The sequence below is a fragment of the Nonomuraea sp. NPDC005501 genome, from assembly GCF_040605905.1.
In the GTDB taxonomy this organism is placed as follows: domain Bacteria; phylum Actinomycetota; class Actinomycetes; order Streptosporangiales; family Streptosporangiaceae; genus Nonomuraea.
In genome coordinates this window covers 39,352-56,811 of the sequence record NZ_JBEXDT010000016.1, presented here as the reverse complement: position 1 = coordinate 56,811, position 17,460 = coordinate 39,352, and the positions used below count along the sequence as shown (strand labels likewise).

Sequence of the window (17,460 nt, the reverse complement as noted above, 5' to 3'; positions counted from 1 at the left end):
GGCCGCCTCAGCGGTCCAGCACCCACAGGGTCACCGGGACCATGCCCGGATGCAGCGGCGACGCCCCGCCGGGCCCGCACACCACCACGTCCGCCACCCGTGCCCCGAACAGCTCCGGCACGTAGATCGCCGGCTCCACGCACAGCGTCATCCCGGTCTCCAGCGGCGTGTCGTCGCCCGCCCGCAGCCACGGCCCCTCCCGGTGGCCCCGGCCGACCCCCCTCCCGGCCTGCGGGGCGGCGAACCGGCCGTAGCCGCTGCCGTCGATCACCTCGCGCACCGCGGCCGCCACTTCCGAGGCCGGGACGCCGGGCCGTACCGACCGCTGGGCGGCGGCGTGCGCGGCGAGCACCACCGAGTGCATCGCCTCGAAGTCCTCCGGCGGCTCGGCGACGGCGAAGACCCGCGCCACCTCGGCGCAGTGCCCCTCCCACCGCCCGCACAGCGACACCAGCAGCGCGTCGCCGGGGTTGATCACCCGCTCGCCGGGCCGGTGCGCCGGCCGGGCGGTGTGCTCGCCCGCCGCGACGCGCACCGAGAGGATCTCCTCGCACCCGGACTCCAGCAGCAGCGCCGCCAGCCGACGCGCCATCGCCCGCTCCGTCGCCCCGAACCAGGCCAGCTCCCGCACCCCCGCCAGCACCGCATCGGCCGCCAGGGCCGCCCGCGCCACCGCCCCGACCTCGTCCGGCTCCTTGCGCAGCCGCAGCGGCGCCAGCACGGCCGTCGCCGGCACCAGCTCCGCCTCCAGCGACAGCCCGAACAGCTCACGGACCCGCATCTCCGGGTCCACCCCCACCCGCCGCGCCCCGGCGGGGACGATCAGGCCCGGGTCGTCCGTCTCCTCGCACGCCGCGGGCGTGACCACGAGGAAGCCCTGGCCCGTACCCCCCAGGAACCGGAAGTCCGGCGACGGGCGCAGCACCAGCGCGTCCACGCCCGCCTCCGCCATGGCGGCGCGCACGGCCCCCAGCCGCCCGCCGCCGACCCCGCTCCCGATCCCGTCCCCGGTGCCGTCCCCGGCCGGGCCCCCGGTCCGGCCGCCGGTCACGCGGGCTCGTGCAGCCAGCAGGCCACCGGCCCCGGCTCGGGCTCCTTCTCCCGGCACACGTCCATCGCGAACGGGCAGCGCGGGTGGAACCGGCAGCCCGACGGGGGCGCCGCCGGGTCCGGCACGTCGCCGGGCAGCTCCTCCGGCAGCATCCCCATCCCGTCCGGCTTGGGGATCGCCCGCAGCAGGGCCTGCGTGTACGGGTGGCGGGGGTTGTCCCACACCTCGGCCGTGTCGCCGACCTCGACGATCCGGCCCAGGTACATGACGGCGATCCGGTCGGCGATCAGCCGCACCACCGACAGGTCGTGGCTGATGAACAGCAGCCCCGCGCCCGAGTCCACCGCCAGGTCCCGCATCAGGGTGGCGACCTGCGCCTGGGCGGAGGCGTCCAGCGCGGAGATCGGCTCGTCGCCGATCAGCATCCGCGGCCGGGCCGCCAGCGCCCGCGCGATCGCGATGCGCTGCCGCTGGCCGCCCGAGAACTCGTGCGGATGCCGCCCGGCGAACTCCCGCGGCAGCCCCACCCGTTCCAGCAGGTCGGCCGGGTCGGTGCCGTCGTCGCGCGCCGTGCGCAGGCCGTCGGCGATCTGGTCGCCGACGCGCCGCCGCGGGTTCAGCGACGCGTACGGGTCCTGGAACACCATCTGGACGCCCGTCAGCGTACGGCGGCGCAGCCCGAGCGGCGTGACCGGCTGCCCCTCGAACGTGATGAACCCCTCGGTGACCGGGTTCAGCCCGCAGACCGCGCGGGCCAGCGTCGACTTGCCGCATCCCGACTCGCCGACCAGCCCGACGACCTCGCCGGGCCGCACGGTCAGGCTCGCCCCCGCCACGGCCCGGACCACCGGCCGGCCGGGGGAGCGGTGCTCGACCACCAGGTCCGTGATCTCCAGCGTCATGCGATCTCCAGCGTCATGCGGTCTCCCCGGGGAGCGAGTCCAGCAGCGATCGGGTGTACGCGTGCGACGGCTCCCGCAGGACCTGGCCGCGCGGCCCGGTCTCGACGACGAGCCCGTCCTTCATCACGCTGACCTCGTCGGCGATCGCCGACATGACACCCAGGTCGTGGGTGACCAGCAGCACCGCCAGCCCCAGCTCGTCGCACAGGCCGCGCAGCAGCCGCAGCACGCCGGCCTGCACGGTGACGTCGAGCGCGGTCGTCGGCTCGTCGGCGATGAGCACCCGGGGCGAGCAGGCCAGCGCGATGGCGATCGCGATGCGCTGCCGCATGCCGCCCGAGAACTGGTGCGGGAAACGCCCGTACGCCTCCTCGGCGCCCGGGATGCGGACCTTGCCGAGCAGCTCCACCGCCCTGGCCCGCGCCTCCTTCCTGCCGAGCTGGAGGTGGTGGCGCATGTGCTCGGTGAGCTGCCTGCCCACCGACAGCATCGGGTGCAGGCTTGTGGCCGGGTCCTGGAAGACCATCGCCACCTCGCCGCCGCGCACCTTGTTGAGCTCGCGGGGCGGCAGCGTCAGCAGGTCACGGTCGCCGAGCGCGATGCGCCCGGTGGCCCGCGCGCCGTGCGGCAGCAGCCCCAGCACCGCCAGGCCGGTCATGGTCTTGCCGGACCCGCTCTCCCCGGCCAGACCGTGCACCCGGCCCTCCTGGAGCGACAGGTCCACGCCGCGCAGGATCTCCCTGCCGCCGATGGTGACCTTCAGGTCCGTGATGTCCAGCGTCGTCCCGCCGGCTTTGTCGGGGGTCACAGGGCACGCTCCTTGATGGCACGGGCCGTACGCGGGTCGAGGGCGTCGCGCAGGGTGTCGCCGAGGAAGTTGAACGCGAGCACCACCGTCAGGATCGCCAGGCCCGGGAACGTCGCGACCCACCAGCTGTCGAACACCTCGACCCCGCCCGCCACCATGGCGCCCCACTCGGGCGACGGCGGCTTGGCGCCCAGGCCGAGGAACGACAGGCCCGACAGCAGCAGCAGCGCGGTGCCGATGTCCAGCGTCGCCAGCACCAGGACCGGGCCGGTGACGTTCGGCAGCACGTCCACGCGCAGCGAGCGCCAGGCGGAGAAGCCCAGCAGCCGCCCGCTCAGCACGAACTCCCGCTCCCGCACCCCGAGCACCAGGCCGCGGGTGACGCGGGCGTAGGCGGGCCAGGCGACGACCAGCACGGCCAGCACCGCGTTGACCAGGCTCGCGCCCAGCGCCGCGGCCACCACCATGGCCAGGATGACCGTCGGGAAGGCGAACACCAGGTCCGCCACCCGCATGATCGTCTCGTCGGCCCACCGGCCGAAGTAGCCGGCGCAGGCGCCGAGCAGGCCGCCGATCAGCACCGACAGCGTCACCAGGAGGAGCGTCAGCGGGATCGACACCCGCGCGCCGTACATGACGCGGCTGAGGATGTCGCGGCCGAGCTGGTCGGTGCCGAACCAGTGCCCGGGGCCGGGCGCGGCCAGGCGCGGCAGCTCCTGCGCGAGCGGGTCGTGCGGCGCCAGGACCGGCGCCGCGAGCGCGACCACCAGCCAGACCACCGCGACCAGGGCGCCCACGACGGCCAGCGGCTGCCGCCACGCCTCGGGCAGCCGCCCGAGCAGGCCCCTGCGGGCCAGGGGATCGCGTTTCACTGGAGCCTCACACGCGGGTCGATGACGCCGTACAGCACGTCCACGATCAGGTTGATGACGAGGTACACCACACCCACGACCAGGCCGACGCCCATGACGGCGGGCAGGTCGAGGGTGGTGGCGCTCTTGTAGGCGTACTGTCCGACGCCCGGCCAGGCGAAGATCGCCTCGACCAGCACGGTGCCGGACAGCAGGCTGCCGAACGCCAGGCCCGCCACCGTGATGATCGGCACCAGCGCCGAGCGCAGCACGTAGCGGAACAGGATCACCCGGCCGGGCAGCCCCTTGGCGCGGGCCGCCCGCACGTAGTCCTGCCCGAGCACCTCCAGCACCGCCGACCGGGTGAACCGGGTCAGCAGGCCGATCGTGTAGAGCGCCAGCACGAGCGCCGGGGTGATCAGGTGGCCGACGGCCGAGGTGAACACGTCCCACCGGCCGGCGATCAGCGCGTCCACCGTCTGCAGCCCGGTGACCCCGGGGGCCTCGCCGATCGCCGGGTCCACCCGGCCGCTGCCCGGCGTGATCTGCAGCCGGTAGAAGAACACGTAGAACGCCACCAGCGCCAGCCAGAACGTCGGCACCGAGATGCCGACCAGGCTCAGCACCCGCAGGACGTGGTCCGGCAGCCGGTCGCGGCGCAGCGCGGCGACCACGCCGAACGCCACGCCGAGCACCAGCGAGACGGCGATCGCCGCCCCCGCCAGCTCCAGCGTCGCCGGGACGAACTGCGCCAGGTCCTCGGCGACCGGCCGGTGGCTCTGCTGGCTGACGCCGAAGTCGCCCTGGACCAGACCACCGAGGTGCATCGCGTACTGCTCCCACAGCGGCTTGTCCAGGCCGTGCTCGGCGCGCCACTGCGCCACGATGGCCGGGTCGCCGAGCGCCCGCTGGCCGAGGTTGGCGGCCACCGGGTCGCCCGGCACCAGGTTCGTCAGCACGAACGTCACCAGCGTGATGCCCAGGGCCAGCAGCACGGCGGTCAGGATCCGCCGGACCAGGAAGCGGGCGAGCGGATGCCCGCCGCGCCCCCGCCGCGCCCGGGGGGCGGCGTCCGCGGTCTCCTTGGCGGACGTCATGGCTGACACGTCACGAGCCTCACTTACCGGTCAGGTCGGCGACGTCGACGGTCCACACCGGGTGGTACTCCAGGCCGGCGACGGACGCGGCCGTCACGATGTTCTGGCTCGGCTGGATCAGCGGGACGAACGGGCCCGTGGCGTTGAGCTGCGTCTGCATCTCGGCGTACGCCTGCTTGCGCGCGTCCTCGCCGACCGCCGCCGCGGCCTTGTCACCGGCCGTCGAGACCGTCCTGTCGGCCCCGGCCTTCCACCCGGCCCGCAGGCCGACCGTCTTGCCGGGCAGGAACACCAGGTAGTCGCTCGGGTCGGGGTAGTCCGGGCCCCAGTACCACAGGCCCATCTCCTCCTTGCCGTTGCGGTAGTTGTCCAGGGCCGTGGTGACCGGCGCCGGCTGGAGGTCCACGGTGATGCCGACCTCCTTGAGGTTGGCCTGGATCCGCTCGGCCAGCGGCTGGAACGACAGGCCGTTCACGGTCAGCTCGCTCGGGTACTCCAGCTTGACCGTCGGGTTGCTCACCCCGCTGGCCGCCAGCGCCGCCTTGGCGCCCTCGACGTCCCGCTTGGCCGCCTGGTCGGCGCCGAGCGCGCCGAGCAGCTGCGACGGGATGACGCCCGGCGCCTGCGTGGCGCCCTCGCCGGCCAGCTCCAGCAGGCCCGCGTAGTCGACGCCCTTGCGCACCGCCTCGACGAACTTGGGGTTCGGCGTGGTCCGGCTCACCCCGGAGTCCTGGTTGACGAGCAGGAAGATGACGTTGGCCGAGGCGGTCTTCTTCACCTGGAGGTTCGCCGGCATGCCGGTCACCTGGTCGCCCGACAGGTTGAGCGCCACCTGGCTGTCGCCGCGCTGCACGTTGAGCTTCTGCGTGGCGGCCTCGACGTTGCGGATGACGACCTTGTCGTAGAACGGCTTGGGGCCGTAGTACTTGCCGTTCGCCTTGAGCACCACCTGGCTGCTCACGTTGAACGACTCGATCTCGTACGGGCCCGACCCCGCGGAGGAGCCGTTCAGGTACTGCTCCGCCTTGTCCTGGGCGTCGGCGGTGGCGCCGTGCGCCTTGGCGAGCTTGCTGTTGAGGATGCCGAGCGCCGGGTTCGGCAGGATGTACGGCAGCGCCGGGTTGGCCTGCTTCGAGGTGAGCGTGACGGTGGAGTCGTCCGTCTTGGCCACCTCGACGCCGTCGAGCAGGAACGAGGGGGTGCCCTTCATGTCGCGCACCCGGGTCAGCGAGAAGACCACGTCGTCGGCCGTGACAGGCGAGCCGTCGGCGAACGTGGCGCCCTTCTTCAGCGTGAGCGTGAGGACCTTGCCGTCCGCGGACAGCTTGTAGGAGTCGGCCAGCGCCGGGACCGGCTTGGTCACGTCGGAGCCGTCGAAGGTGAGCAGCGTCTCGTACGCGGCCTTGCCGACGATCAGGCCGGTCGGCTCGTAGGTGCGCCCGGGGTCGGCGGTCTTGAGGTCGAACGACGTGTCGATGACCAGGGTCCTGCCGCCGCCGGCCTGCGCGGTGGGGCCGCCGCCGCTCTTACCGGAGCCGCCGCTGCCGCAGGCGGCGAGAGCGAGTGCACCGGCGAGCAGTACGGCCGCCGTCTGCGAGCGGGTCGCCATAGGGTCCTCCAGGTGGACGATCAGTTGGACGATCAGTCGAAAGGTGTCCAGGATTGTCTGGCAGAACGTCCAGGAGCCGTGTGGTCGCCAAGACGTATATAAATAGGCAAGGGGTAGCAATGAGTGATATTTCCAGGAATGGCGGCGGCGCTGGCGGCCCGTCTGGACGGATCGGCATCGGTCTCGAACTGGACTCCGTCCACATGAAGATCCTCGAGGTCCTGCGCGAGAACGGCAGGATCTCGGTGTCGGCGCTGGCCGAGCGGGTCGGCATCTCCCGCGCCAACGCCTACACGCGCTTCGAGGCGCTGCGCGCGGACGGCGCCATCAAGCGCTTCACCGCCGAGATCGACCACGTCCGCACCGGCCTGGGCATCACCGCCCTGATCTTCGTCACCGTGCGGCAGCAGATGTGGAAGCAGTTCCGGGCCGAACTGGCCCGCATGCCCGAGGTCGAGTACTGCGCGATCACCACCGGGCAGCACGACGCGATGATCCAGGTGCGGGTGGCCGACGTGGCCGAGGTCCACACCATGGTGACGGACCGGCTGGCCAACATCCCGGCCGTCAAGGCGACCGAGACGGTGTTCATCCTGGACGAGGTGCTCAGGCGGCCGTACGTGCTGCCGAGCGACCGCGACGCGCGCACCGCGCGGCCCGCCCGCCGTGCCCCTCAGGAGGCTCCGGGGGACGTGCCGCTCGGCAAGATGCGCTTCGTCGGCGCGGCGGAGGGCCGGGCGGCCCTCCGCAAGGACACCTGACCGGCCCTCCCCGGACGTCGCGGGAGGGACCTCGCGGGAGGCGGACCGCTCAGGAGGCGGACGGCACCTCGGTGCACACGCTCACGTGCCGCGTGTCGTCCCCCTCGAACTGGAACTCCTCGACCAGGCGCAGGCGCCCGTCCTCCTCGCGCTCCACGCGGCTGACACTCTGCCCGGAGGCCCTGCCGCCGGCCTTGAGCGCGTGCACGTACGTGATCGTCACGACGTCGCCCTCGCGGCTGCCGACGAAGCGCCCCAGCGTGACGGTGTCGCCGTCGTAGTCGCCCCACACCACCCCGTCGGACTCCCGGTAGCGGAACGCGGTGGGCTGCTCGGGGTCCACCGCGCTGGCGGTCGAGCTCACCATGACGAACGAGCGGTCGTTAAGAAGGTTCTCCACCCGCCGCATGATCCTGGTCATCTCCTGACAAGGAGAACGCGGCTGGACGAATGGCACAGTCAGAACGGCGTCGCGGTCGATCCGTCCAGCCGCCCGCCCCGGAGGGGTGCGGCGGGCGTCGATCCGGCCGCCGGACGGCCCGCCGCCTCCCGCGCCCTGCTTTCCGGTTATCACGACTTCACCTTTGAATGCGGACTGTGATAGTCAAGTGACATTCCGTATCCGGCAGGGCGACAGGAGATCGTTATGGTGGCGTACGCGCTCGCGATCGCGGCGGCGGTGGGCGTGGTGGCGCTCACCGCGCTCGCGTACAGGATGACCGGCCGCGGCGAGGACGACCGGCAGCCCGACGGGCCGTCGGCCGGCCACGCGGGCTCGATGCTGTCGGCGCTGTTCCTGCTGGTGTTCGCGATCGCCATCATCGTGCCCTGGACCACGGCCGACGCCGCCCGGCAGAACACCCAGGCCGAGAGCCAGGCCGCCGTCGACGCCTACTGGGCCGCCTCCGGCCTGCCCGGCACCGCGCCCGGCCTCGTCCGCGGCGCGCTGCGCGACTACGTCACGTTCGTGGTCGGCGACGAGTGGCCCGCCATGGAGCAGGGGCGCATGCACCCCGTCGGCACCGAGCGGCTCGACGCACTGCGCGCCCGGGTCGCCGCCATCGTGACGGACGACGACGACGCCAAGGACGCCAGGGCCACCGTGCTCGACCACGTGGCCGACCTGGCCGCCGCCCGCTCCCAGCGCGCCGCCGACGCCGCCTCCACGCCGCCGCCCGGGCTGCTCTTCCTGACGATCCTCACGGGGATCGTGGTCATCGTCTTCCCGTTCCTGGCGGGTGCCCGGCCGCGCGGCGTCGCCCTCGCCCCGCTCGTGGCGATGGCGGCGCTGCTGGGCTTCGGGACGTACCTGACGTGGGACATCGCGCACGTGTTCGCGGGGCCGCTGGCGGTGGGGCCGGACGCGTTCAAGGCGGCGCTGCAGGAGTTCGCGCGCATCGGCGGAGGCGTGTGACCGTGGGCGCCGGGCGCACGCCGCTCCTCCTGGCCGGTGTCCTGCTGGCCTTGTACGTGGGCGCCCCGGCCACGGCGGCCCCCTTCCCCGCACCCGCGTCCGAGACGGCCGGCGCGCCTCTCGCCGCGGCCCCCGGGCCGGGCACCGGCGTGCCGTCCACCGACCGGCCACCGGCCGGCACGGCGGCCGCCACCTCGGGATCGCCGGCCGGTGGCGACCACCTGACCGGCATGCCGGGGCACCCCCTGGCGCCGCTCTCCGCCCGCGCCCGGGAGGCGACCGACGGCAACAGGGGGGCCGGCGGCAACGAGGGGGCCGGCGGCACGGACGGGCGGGGCCTGAGCGCGGCGCGGTCATCGGGGCGCACCCGGGGACCTGCCGACCACGTGGCCGGAGCCCGCCGATCCGGGAGTGGAGGCCGGCCGGCGGCCGTGCGGGCGGACCTGCGCCTGGCGGCCGACCCTCTGGCGGACGAGCTGGACGACCCGGGCAGCGACCACGGAGGCGGCGTGCTGGACCTCCTGGGCGGCGACCACGGAGGCGGCGGGCTCGCCGTGTGCGCCGACCTGCCGGTGGCCGTCGTGCACATCGGCTCCTGCGGCCCGCCCCCGGGCCCGGTCTGCGTGGACGTGCCGCCGGTGGTCAGCGTCGAGATCGGATCGTGCCGCCGGCCCCGGGCGGCGGCGCCCGCTCCCACGGTCAGACCGACCCCCACCCTCACGCCGCCACCGGCCCCGACCCGCATCCCCACGCCCCGGGCGACGCCGACCCGCCGCCCCACTCCCACCCGGACCCCGGTCCCGGTCCGTAGCACACCGATACGCAGCTCGGCGCCGGTCCGCGCCCCGGCACGCCACACGGTACGAACCGAGGCACCGGTGCCCTCGCCCACCACGTCCCCGAAGCCGGAGCCGACGCCCACCCGGGCGGCGTTCCACCCGCCCCGCAAGCAGGCCGCCCCGGCACGCGAACGCCGCAGCCCGCTGGGCTCGGTGCTGATCATGGTGGTGGTGACCACCTTGATCGCCTCCACCACGGCAGTCGCCTTCGCCACGCGCTAGCCCCGTTTTCCGTACGTCGGGGGTCGGCCGCCTCGCGATCCCACCGGCAAGCTCATCATCGACGCGCTGGCCGGCATCCGGCTGATCCGGGGCACCCGCGGCTAGTCACCCCCGGCCATCCCACTAATCCACCTCCAGCCCTTCTCGACATCGATGCACGAGACCTCCGCTGAAGATCACTCGCCTGCCGTCAGGACGTGATCACGGCGGGGTTTCCCTCGCTCCAGACGCTGGTGATCTTGCGGTGGGTGAACCGCCAGCCGTCCGGGGTGCGGCGCAGCCGGTCGTCGTAGCGACCCCCGCCAAGGAACTTCTCGCCATCGGGCAGACCAAGGCGGACATGCTGGGCTTGGTAGTAGCACGTGTGCTCGGCCTCGTCGCCGTGCACTACGGTGACATGGTTGCCGTTCAGGTGATGGGTGGCGTCGAATCGCTCCAAGCTGGTACTGATCCTGGCAATGATCGCGTCGGGCCCGCAGAGCCGTTCGCCCGAACCGCTGTACTCCCAGCAGGCGTCGTCGGTGAACAGCGCGCCCAGAGTCTCCCAATCCCTGGTGTCCAGGGCCGTCGCATACGCGATGACGGCGTCCACGATCGCGGTGCGGTCTGCGAGTTCCTGCAGCATAGGGCCGCCTTCCGGTTTGGTGCACGATTTGATACGGAGTACATGATTGGTGACTGTCGAGCCCAGCGGAAGAAGGCACTTTCATGTCCCAGAGTCACATCGATGTGTCAGCCCTGGCCAGCGAGGCGTGCCCGGTCTCGGAGGTCCTCGATCACATCTCCGGGAAGTGGAGCATCGGCATCCTGGTAGCCGCTGCGCAGGGTCCGGTTCGGTTCACGGAGCTGGAACGTTCGATCAGCGGAATCAGCAGGCGCATGCTCACACTCAAGCTTCGCAAGCTGGAGCGGGACGGCTTGCTCGTACGCACCGTCCATCCGGTGTTCCGCCCAAGGTCGAGTACACACTGACGGAGATGGCCCGGGAGCTGCACACGTCGCTGCTGGAGCTCACCGGCTGGGCCAAGCGACACGGCGCCGCCGTCGCCGCCGCCCAGGCCGCTTACGACCACGAACACAAGGGCTGACGGCAGCCACCGCCCAGAAAACTGTCAGACGATCACCCACGTGCGGAAAACGGGGCTGGCTCTCACGCCGGTCTGCTTGATCGGGGCTGCCCTCGCAGCGGCCGCTGTGCTGCTCGTCCTCCTGGACCGAGCGCGACTGGTCCACTCGGTGAAGAGCTGGGTCTGCCGAACCGTATGGGGATCTGCCTGGGCGAGACATCCTATGTCTCACCAGGCAGCATTTCCCCGGTGAGGCAGCATCAAAAACGAACTCACCGCACCTGCGGAGGTTCTGGCCCACGCCCAACCGATCTCAGTGCAGACAGATCCCACCTTTACACCTTTGAGAGCGCTACATCAGCGATCTTCTCGCGTTCAGGCCCTCTTATATCGGATGTCTTACCTTCGACCATCAACCTCGGATTAGGAAAGTTTACTAAGAAATGGAGCGTTCCAAGATCCGGAATCTGTTGACGGGCGTGACTATTTGTGGGAACACCATGAAAAGCTCCCATCTTTACTCCAACGATCACACCCCCAGCAGGAGCACCCATGATCTTACGAAGGCCCCGGAGACCGGCCTCGACCCGACGACATCGGCGTCGCGGCCCGGCCGCCCCACGGTGTCCGGGGTCCGGCCCACCTCCGCCACCGTCGCCTGGGCCGCCTCCACCGACGACGGCGGCGTGCGCGCCTACCTCGTACGCGACCAGGGCGGCACCGTCCTGCAGACCGTCACCGGCACCCCGCCGGCCACCACCGCGACGGTCCCGCTGGAGTGCGACCACACGGACCAGCTCGACGTCGTCGCCCGCGACACCGCCGGACGGCTCTCCACCCCGAGCGCCGCGTCCGCGAGCTTCACCACCGGCGCGTGCGGCACCGTCCCGCAGCCGCCCACCACGGTGGCGAGCGGCTGGGACGTGCCGTGGAACGTCTCCTGGGCGCCGGGCCGCTCGTTCGCCCTCGTCACCGAACGCGACACCTTCCGCGTGTACAAGCTGACCGCCGGTGGCGCCAAGACGCAGGTCGGCACCGTCCCCGACGTCCAGACCCACGGACGGAGAGGGCGGCCTCGACGGTCGACTCGTACTTCAACGGCACGTACGGCCGGCTGCGCGCGGTGGAGAAGGTGCCGAACGCGAGCGCCATCTGGTTCGGCTCCACCAACTCCGACAACAACGGCAGCGGCCCGGCGGACGTGATCCGCAGGACGGACATCCGCTGACCGCCGCAGAATCACCCCCTGAAAGAACCCCTGAGAACCTCCGAGACATCAAACCGAGGCAGGACAGATGGACATCTCACGACGCCGGTTCGGCGCGTTCCTCGGCGCCGCCGCCCTCACCCCCGCCCTCTCCGCCGTCCCGGCCCGCGCGGCCGGGGCCGCCCGCGCCGCCAGCCTGCTCCCGTCCGGGATGCGCTGGCAGCTCCTGTGGTCACCGTCGGCGTCCTCGGACGGCATGAACGCGTGGGAGACCGTCGAGGACGACCGCGCCGACTCGCACCCGGCGGGTCAGCCGCACATCCGCCCCGACGGGAACGACTACCGCTTCACCATGCACCTGGCCGACCGCGACACCAGCACCGACAGGCAGCGCCAGGAGGTCACCGGCAACCGCACGAGCGGCGGCTACCTGAAGTGGAAGTCCGGGGAGCTGTGGCGGGTCACCTATTCGATGTACATCCCGAGCACCCTGAAGGCGACCACCACCTTCACCCACATCTTCCAGACCAAGATGCCGGGCACGGGCACCGGCCCGATCACCGTCACCTCGCTGCGCCGGGTGAACGGCGCGCAGACCATCGAGCACAAGGTGTTCGAGCCGGACATCCTGGTCGGCAGAACCGACCTGACGCCGCTCCAGAACACGTGGATCGACATCGACTACGAGCTCAGGATCGGCGACGGCGGCGCCGGCGGGGTGCGCTGGGTGGTCCGCAAGGGCGGCGCCACGGTGGTGGACGCCGTCAAGACCGGCGTCGACACGTTCCTCGGCGACCGGGTCCGCCCGAAGTGGGGCATCTACCGCTCGCTGGGCGACACCTCCGGCTCGCTCCAGGACTGCCATCTGCTGCTGACGAACCTGCGCGCGTACAAGGCCGTCACATGAACCTCCCCGGACGCGACGGGCCGAGGGCCCGGCGCGTCACGGGACCGGCCGTCGACCCGGCTCCCCGCCCACCGTCCACCCCCGCCCTCCTGAGGAGCCGCCCATGAGCCGATCCCGCCGCATGGCGTTACCCGCCGTGCTCGCCCTCCTGCTCACCTTCCTGGTCGCGGGAACCGCCCGCGCCGAGCTGACCCATCCCCGCCAGGCGTTCCTGCGCTCCGCCGTCGGCGGCCTGTTCCTGCACTGGGGCATGCGCACCGCACCGCAGCACACGAGCTGCTCCGCCTGGGAGTCGGCCGTCACCGCCGGAGGCTGGAAACCCGACTACTGGGTCGACGAGGCCAGGAAGCTGCACACCCAGTACATCGTGCTGGCCACCTTCCACTCCCGGCTCGGCTACGCCCGGCCGTACCCCTCCGGCATCCCCGGCTCCTGCCGGACGAGCAGGGACTTCCTCGGGGAGCTGATCGACGCCGCCGACGCGCGCGGGCTGAAGGTCATCCACTACATGACCGACGACCCGCAGTGGTGGAACGAGGGCCTGTCCGCCGGCCAGTCGTGGCTCGACTCGGCCGCCTACTCCGCCTACAAGGGGCACACCGTCGACCTGCACACCCGCGACGGGTTCGGCGAGTACAGCTACGACTTGTTCGTCGAGCAGATGGCCCGCTACCCCAAGCTGGCCGGCTTCTGGATCGACAACGACAACGCCTACTGGGAGCGCAACGGCCTGTACGAGCGGATCCGCCGCGACCGTCCCGACATGACGCTGTCCAACAACAACGAGGACACGCCGATCATGGACATGATCAGCAACGAGCAGAAGACGGGCATGACGCCGGACTACGACTACCCGCAGGCGGTCTACACGGCGCTGCCCCGGCTCACCGAGGCCGACTTCAAGCTGCCCACCGCGGGCCCCTGGTGGTACGGCGGGTCGGACCAGGCCGTCGACCGGCGGCTGACGCTCGGCCGGCTGATCACGAACGTGGGCTCGTCCGTCAAGGCCCTCATGGCGGAGACGCCGATGAAGGCCGGCCGCATGCCGCCCGCGCAGGAGGCGTTCAACACCTTCGCCGACGGCTACCTCGGCGCCATCTGGGAGTCGATCGGCGGCACCGAGGGCGGCGGTTACCTCAACGGCGGCCTCGATCCCGGCTTCTGGAACTCGGGCGCGCACGGCGTCACCACCGTCAGCCGCGCCGACCCGAACCTGCACTACGTCCACGTACTCACCCGCCCGTCCGGGAGCACGCTGTCGCTGCGCGACAACGGCTACCGCATCGCCTCCGTCACGAACCTGCGCACCGGCGCCGCCGTCTCCTTCACCCAGTCCAACGGCTCGCTGAAGCTCAGCGGCGTCTCCTCGTGGGACCAGTACGACACGGTGTTCAAGGTGGTCTCACGCGGACGGGAGGGGATCCTCACGGGCGTCACCCTGTCCGCGTCCGCCTCCGCGAGCGGCCACCCGGCCTCCCACGCCGGCGACCGCGACTACCTCACCTACTGGGACGCCGGCTCCGCCGAGCCGGTGTCGCTCCGCTTCGACCTCGGCAGCGCCAAGCCGATCCGCTACATCGGCCTCAACCAGCGCGAGGACTCCACCACCTACCCGGCCGCCAACTCGGCCCGGATCAACTCCTACCGGGTGTACGTCAGCTCCGACGGCTCCAGCTGGGGCAGCGCGATCAAGACCGGCACGCTGCCGAACCAGCGCGGCGTGCAGGTCATCGACGTGCCCGCCACCACGGCCCGGTACGTGCGGCTGGAGAAGGTCAGCACCCACGGCGCCGCCCGCCTGCGCGTGGACGAGGCGTGGATCGGCGGCTCCTACGCCCGGCCCGCTCTCGCGTAGGCTCCCGCCCATGCGGGCACTGGCTGGTGTGGACGTCGGGACGACGCACGTCAAGGTCGCCTTCCACGACGACACCGGCCGGTGCCTGGCCGAGGACCGGTGGCCCACCCCGCGCGACCTCCCCGGCCTGGTGGCGGCCGTGGCCGGGGGCCTGCGCCGGTGCGCCGACCGCACCGGACGCCCGCCCGAGGCCATCGGCGTCACCGGCATGGCCGAGACCGGCGTGCCGCTCGACGCCGGTGGCCGCCCCCTCACCCCGCTCATCTGGTGGACCGACCCCCGGGGCGCCGAGGAGGCCGCCGAGCTGGCCCGTGACGAGGTGGCGCTGTTCGCCGTCACCGGGCACCGCGCCACCGCCAAGACGCCGCTGGCCAAGTGGCTGTGGTTGCGCCGCCACGAGCCGGCCGTACTGGACGGCATGCGCTGGTGGGCCGGCGCGCCCGACGCCGTCGCCCACGCGCTCACCGGCGCGCTGCGCACCCACGAGACGCTCGCCGCCCGCACCCTCGCCTACGACCCGGCGAAGGGCGCGTACGACGCCGGCCTGCTCGCGCTCGCCGGCCTCGACCCCGACCGGCTGCCGCCGCCGGCGCGTGCCGTGGAGCCGGTCGGCGGCGCGGTGGCCGGCCTCGACGGGGTGACGGCCGGGACTCCGGTGATGATCGCCGGCCACGACCACGCGGTGGGCTGCTGGGCCGCCGGCGTCCGCCGTCCGGGCGACGCGGGCGACTCGCTGGGCACGGCCGAGGCCGTCATGGTGCCGGCCACCGCCCCGCCGGGCCCCCGGGCGGCCCTGGACCTCGGGATCACGGCGGACCCGTCCCTCGACGGCCGGCACGTCATGCTGGTCGGCGGCCTGTCCAGCAGCGGCGCGCTGCTCGACTGGCTCCTCGCCCTCCTCCTGCCCACCGCCTCCGCCGCCGACCGGTACGCCGCGCTGCCCGGCCTGCTGGAGGACGTGGCTCTGCCCACGGGCGTCATCGCCGAGCCGTACCTGCGGGGGCGCGCCGCGCCGGCCCCCGACCCCGGCCGGCGCGTGACGCTGTCGGGGCTCGACGCCGGCCACGGGCCCGGCGACCTGCTGGCCGCCGCGATCGAGGGCACCTGCCTGCACACCCGCTGGACGCTGGCCGAGCTCGCCGCGCTGGCGGGGACGGAGGTCCGGCGGCTGGCCGTGTTCGGCGGGCAGGTCAGGGTCCCGCTGTGGATGCGGGTCAAGGCGGCGGTGTCCGCCCCGCCGGTGGAGGTGGTGCCGGCGGGCGACGCGGCGTGCGCGGGCGCCGCCCTCATCGCCGGGCACGCCGGCGGCTCCCTCGACGACGTCCCGATCCTGCCCCGCGAGCCCCTGCCCCGCGACCCGGCCCTCGCCACCGCCTACGACGCCGCGTACGAACGCTTCCTCGCCTCGGCGGCCGCCCCACGTCCTCCGTACGGACGGGAAGCACGGTGACGGCACCCCGTCCCACCACGCCCCGACCCGGTGAGAGGGGTGCCGCCGTGCGGATCGCGCTGCCGCACACCAAAGCCGACCACGCCACGCTCGTGCCCGCGCTCGGCGCGCCGCGTCCCTGAGCACGGGGGAAGACCCGGCGGGAGCGCGTGGTTGCAAGGGGCGTGGAGGAGATCGACGTCGTGGTCATCGGCGCCGGGCAGGCGGGACTGTCCAGCGCGTACTTCCTGCGCCGCTTCGGCCTGGACCCCCTGGTCCTGGACGCCGCCGAAGGGCCCGGCGGGGCGTGGCGGCACCGGTCGCCGACGCTGACCATGGACAAGGTCCACGGCGTCTTCGACCTGCCCGGCAGCAGGCGCGACCGGACGGCCGGCGGCGACCGCCCGGCCGCCGCCGTGGTGCCCGCCTACTACGACTCCTACGAGCGCGGTCTCGGCCTGCGGGTGCTCCGCCCGGTCGAGGTGAGCGCCGTCACGCGCGGTCCGGGCGAGCGGCTGACCGTCGCCTCCGGCGCGGGGGAGTGGGCCGCGCGTGCCGTCGTCAACGCCACCGGCACCTGGACCCGTCCCCACTGGCCGTACTATCCGGGCGCCCGCGACTTCCGGGGCAGGCAGCTCCACTACGCCGGCTACCGGGGGCCTGAGGAGTTCCGGGGCCTGCGGGTGGTCGTGGTGGGCGGCGGCAGCTCCGCCGCGCACGTCCTGTCCGAGCTGGCCGGCGTCGCGGCGGGCACGCTGTGGGTGACCCGCCGCCCGCCGCTGTTCCGGGACGACGACTTCGGCGAGGACGCCCGCCGCGAGGCGGTCGCCCAGGTCGAGCAGCGGGTACGCGCGGGGCTGCCGCCGCAGAGCGTCGTCAGCGTGACCGGCCTCGGCTCCTCCACGGTCGTCCGCGAGGCGATGGAGAAGGGCGCGCTGGAACGGCTGCCGATGTTCGCCCGGCTCACCCCGCACGGCGTCGCGTGGGCCGACGGCACCGAGGAGGACGCCGACGCCGTCGTCTGGGCGACCGGGTTCCGCTCGGCCCTGAACCACCTGGCGCCGCTCCGGCTGCGCGAGCCGGGAGGCGGGATCGCGGTGGACGGCACCCAGGTGGTGGCCGAGCCCCGGCTCCAGCTCGTCGGCTACGGCCCGTCGGCCAGCACGATCGGCGCGAACCGCGCGGGCCGCACGGCCGCCTCCAACGTGCGCCACCTCCTCACAGCCGCCACCCGGGCCGCGTGAGGCAGCACTCGGCGGTTCGCGCAAGGGGAAATACCCATCATGTCGAGGTTACGGGTGCGGCAGGCCCGTGCCTCGACACGCGGCGTCACTGAGAGGTAACGTCCCGACATCAGGATCTTTATCGCGTAAAAGGATTGAATATCGGGTCGGGAGGTGCGCCGCCATCGTGACGGAACGCGACGTGACGGGGCCGAACC

The 17,460-nt window shown here is 72.9% G+C and carries 17 protein-coding genes and 1 pseudogene; 9 read left to right on the top strand and 9 right to left on the bottom strand.

The genetic code is table 11. The features are described from left to right. Nucleotides 1–7: 7 nt before the first annotated feature. Genes ABZS51_RS11670 through ABZS51_RS11645 form a run of 6 tightly spaced genes read right to left on the bottom strand, consistent with a single transcriptional unit; the run spans nucleotide 8 to nucleotide 6,318 of the window. The gene (locus ABZS51_RS11670) at nucleotides 8–1,051 is read right to left on the bottom strand and encodes a M24 family metallopeptidase (RefSeq protein ID WP_355438869.1); all 1,044 of its coding nucleotides are present in this window, start codon (nucleotides 1,049–1,051) and stop codon (nucleotides 8–10) included. Continuing rightward, complete coding sequence (locus ABZS51_RS11665; protein ID WP_355438867.1) at nucleotides 1,048–1,953, bottom strand: ABC transporter ATP-binding protein; 906 nt, start codon at nucleotides 1,951–1,953, stop codon at nucleotides 1,048–1,050. Before ABZS51_RS11665 ends, ABZS51_RS11670 begins: the two co-directional genes overlap by 4 nt. Before the next feature lie 13 nt (nucleotides 1,954–1,966). Next, a complete protein-coding gene (locus tag ABZS51_RS11660) occupies nucleotides 1,967–2,761 on the bottom strand; it encodes an ABC transporter ATP-binding protein (protein ID WP_355438865.1) in 795 nt (264 codons plus the stop codon). Then, a complete protein-coding gene (locus ABZS51_RS11655) occupies nucleotides 2,758–3,633 on the bottom strand; it encodes an ABC transporter permease (protein ID WP_310710076.1) in 876 nt (291 codons plus the stop codon). The genes ABZS51_RS11660 and ABZS51_RS11655 overlap by 4 nt, the downstream gene beginning before the upstream one ends. Beyond that, the gene (locus ABZS51_RS11650; RefSeq protein WP_355438862.1) at nucleotides 3,630–4,709 is read right to left on the bottom strand and encodes an ABC transporter permease; all 1,080 of its coding nucleotides are present in this window, start codon (nucleotides 4,707–4,709) and stop codon (nucleotides 3,630–3,632) included. The genes ABZS51_RS11655 and ABZS51_RS11650 overlap by 4 nt, the downstream gene beginning before the upstream one ends. Before the next feature lie 19 nt (nucleotides 4,710–4,728). Next, the gene (locus ABZS51_RS11645; RefSeq protein WP_355438860.1) at nucleotides 4,729–6,318 is read right to left on the bottom strand and encodes an ABC transporter substrate-binding protein; all 1,590 of its coding nucleotides are present in this window, start codon (nucleotides 6,316–6,318) and stop codon (nucleotides 4,729–4,731) included. A 119-nt stretch (nucleotides 6,319–6,437) separates the two neighbouring features. On the opposite strand from ABZS51_RS11645, the gene ABZS51_RS11640 reads away from it, so the two are divergent. Continuing rightward, nucleotides 6,438–7,079 carry an Lrp/AsnC family transcriptional regulator gene (locus ABZS51_RS11640; protein ID WP_355438858.1) on the top strand — a complete coding sequence of 214 codons (642 nt, stop codon included), beginning with the start codon at nucleotides 6,438–6,440 and terminating at the stop codon, nucleotides 7,077–7,079. 49 nt (nucleotides 7,080–7,128) lie between these two features. Here ABZS51_RS11640 and ABZS51_RS11635 read toward each other — a convergent pair whose 3' ends face one another. Next, nucleotides 7,129–7,479, bottom strand: a complete 351-nt coding sequence (locus ABZS51_RS11635; RefSeq protein ID WP_310710071.1) for a hypothetical protein — start codon at nucleotides 7,477–7,479, stop codon at nucleotides 7,129–7,131. A 246-nt stretch (nucleotides 7,480–7,725) separates the two neighbouring features. Between ABZS51_RS11635 and ABZS51_RS11630 the strand changes: the two genes are divergently transcribed. Then, complete coding sequence (locus ABZS51_RS11630) at nucleotides 7,726–8,493, top strand: DUF4239 domain-containing protein (protein WP_310710069.1); 768 nt, start codon at nucleotides 7,726–7,728, stop codon at nucleotides 8,491–8,493. Continuing rightward, nucleotides 8,490–9,554 (top strand): hypothetical protein, encoded by a 1,065-nt coding sequence (locus ABZS51_RS11625; RefSeq protein ID WP_355438856.1) that lies wholly within the window; start codon nucleotides 8,490–8,492, stop codon nucleotides 9,552–9,554. The genes ABZS51_RS11630 and ABZS51_RS11625 overlap by 4 nt, the downstream gene beginning before the upstream one ends. Nucleotides 9,555–9,744: 190 nt before the next feature. Here ABZS51_RS11625 and ABZS51_RS11620 read toward each other — a convergent pair whose 3' ends face one another. Then, entirely contained in the window at nucleotides 9,745–10,179 is a 435-nt protein-coding gene (locus ABZS51_RS11620) for a nuclear transport factor 2 family protein (RefSeq protein ID WP_355438854.1), read from the bottom strand. Nucleotides 10,180–10,262: 83 nt separating this feature from the next. Here ABZS51_RS11620 and ABZS51_RS11615 point away from each other — a divergent pair. Then, nucleotides 10,263–10,531, top strand: a pseudogene (locus tag ABZS51_RS11615) (helix-turn-helix domain-containing protein); the annotation flags it as partial. A 784-nt stretch (nucleotides 10,532–11,315) separates the two neighbouring features. Here ABZS51_RS11615 and ABZS51_RS11610 read toward each other — a convergent pair. Then, complete coding sequence (locus ABZS51_RS11610) at nucleotides 11,316–11,594, bottom strand: hypothetical protein (RefSeq protein WP_355438852.1); 279 nt, start codon at nucleotides 11,592–11,594, stop codon at nucleotides 11,316–11,318. A gap of 322 nt (nucleotides 11,595–11,916) precedes the next feature. Between ABZS51_RS11610 and ABZS51_RS11605 the strand changes: the two genes are divergently transcribed. The 5 genes from ABZS51_RS11605 to ABZS51_RS11585 all read left to right on the top strand — a co-directional run bounded on the left by ABZS51_RS11605 (nucleotide 11,917) and on the right by ABZS51_RS11585 (nucleotide 17,263). Then, complete coding sequence (locus ABZS51_RS11605; RefSeq protein ID WP_355438850.1) at nucleotides 11,917–12,735, top strand: hypothetical protein; 819 nt, start codon at nucleotides 11,917–11,919, stop codon at nucleotides 12,733–12,735. Nucleotides 12,736–12,838: 103 nt separating this feature from the next. Then, on the top strand, nucleotides 12,839–14,590 hold the full coding sequence (locus ABZS51_RS11600) for a discoidin domain-containing protein (protein WP_355438848.1): 1,752 nt from the start codon (nucleotides 12,839–12,841) through the stop codon (nucleotides 14,588–14,590). A gap of 10 nt (nucleotides 14,591–14,600) precedes the next feature. Then, nucleotides 14,601–16,040, top strand: a complete 1,440-nt coding sequence (locus ABZS51_RS11595) for an FGGY-family carbohydrate kinase (protein ID WP_355438846.1) — start codon at nucleotides 14,601–14,603, stop codon at nucleotides 16,038–16,040. Continuing rightward, nucleotides 16,037–16,162: a hypothetical protein gene (locus ABZS51_RS11590; protein WP_355438844.1), complete on the top strand. Its 126-nt coding sequence runs from the start codon at nucleotides 16,037–16,039 to the stop codon at nucleotides 16,160–16,162. The genes ABZS51_RS11595 and ABZS51_RS11590 overlap by 4 nt, the downstream gene beginning before the upstream one ends. Nucleotides 16,163–16,204: 42 nt before the next feature. Next, nucleotides 16,205–17,263 (top strand): FAD-dependent oxidoreductase, encoded by a 1,059-nt coding sequence (locus ABZS51_RS11585; protein ID WP_355438842.1) that lies wholly within the window; start codon nucleotides 16,205–16,207, stop codon nucleotides 17,261–17,263. Nucleotides 17,264–17,460 lie beyond the last annotated feature (197 nt).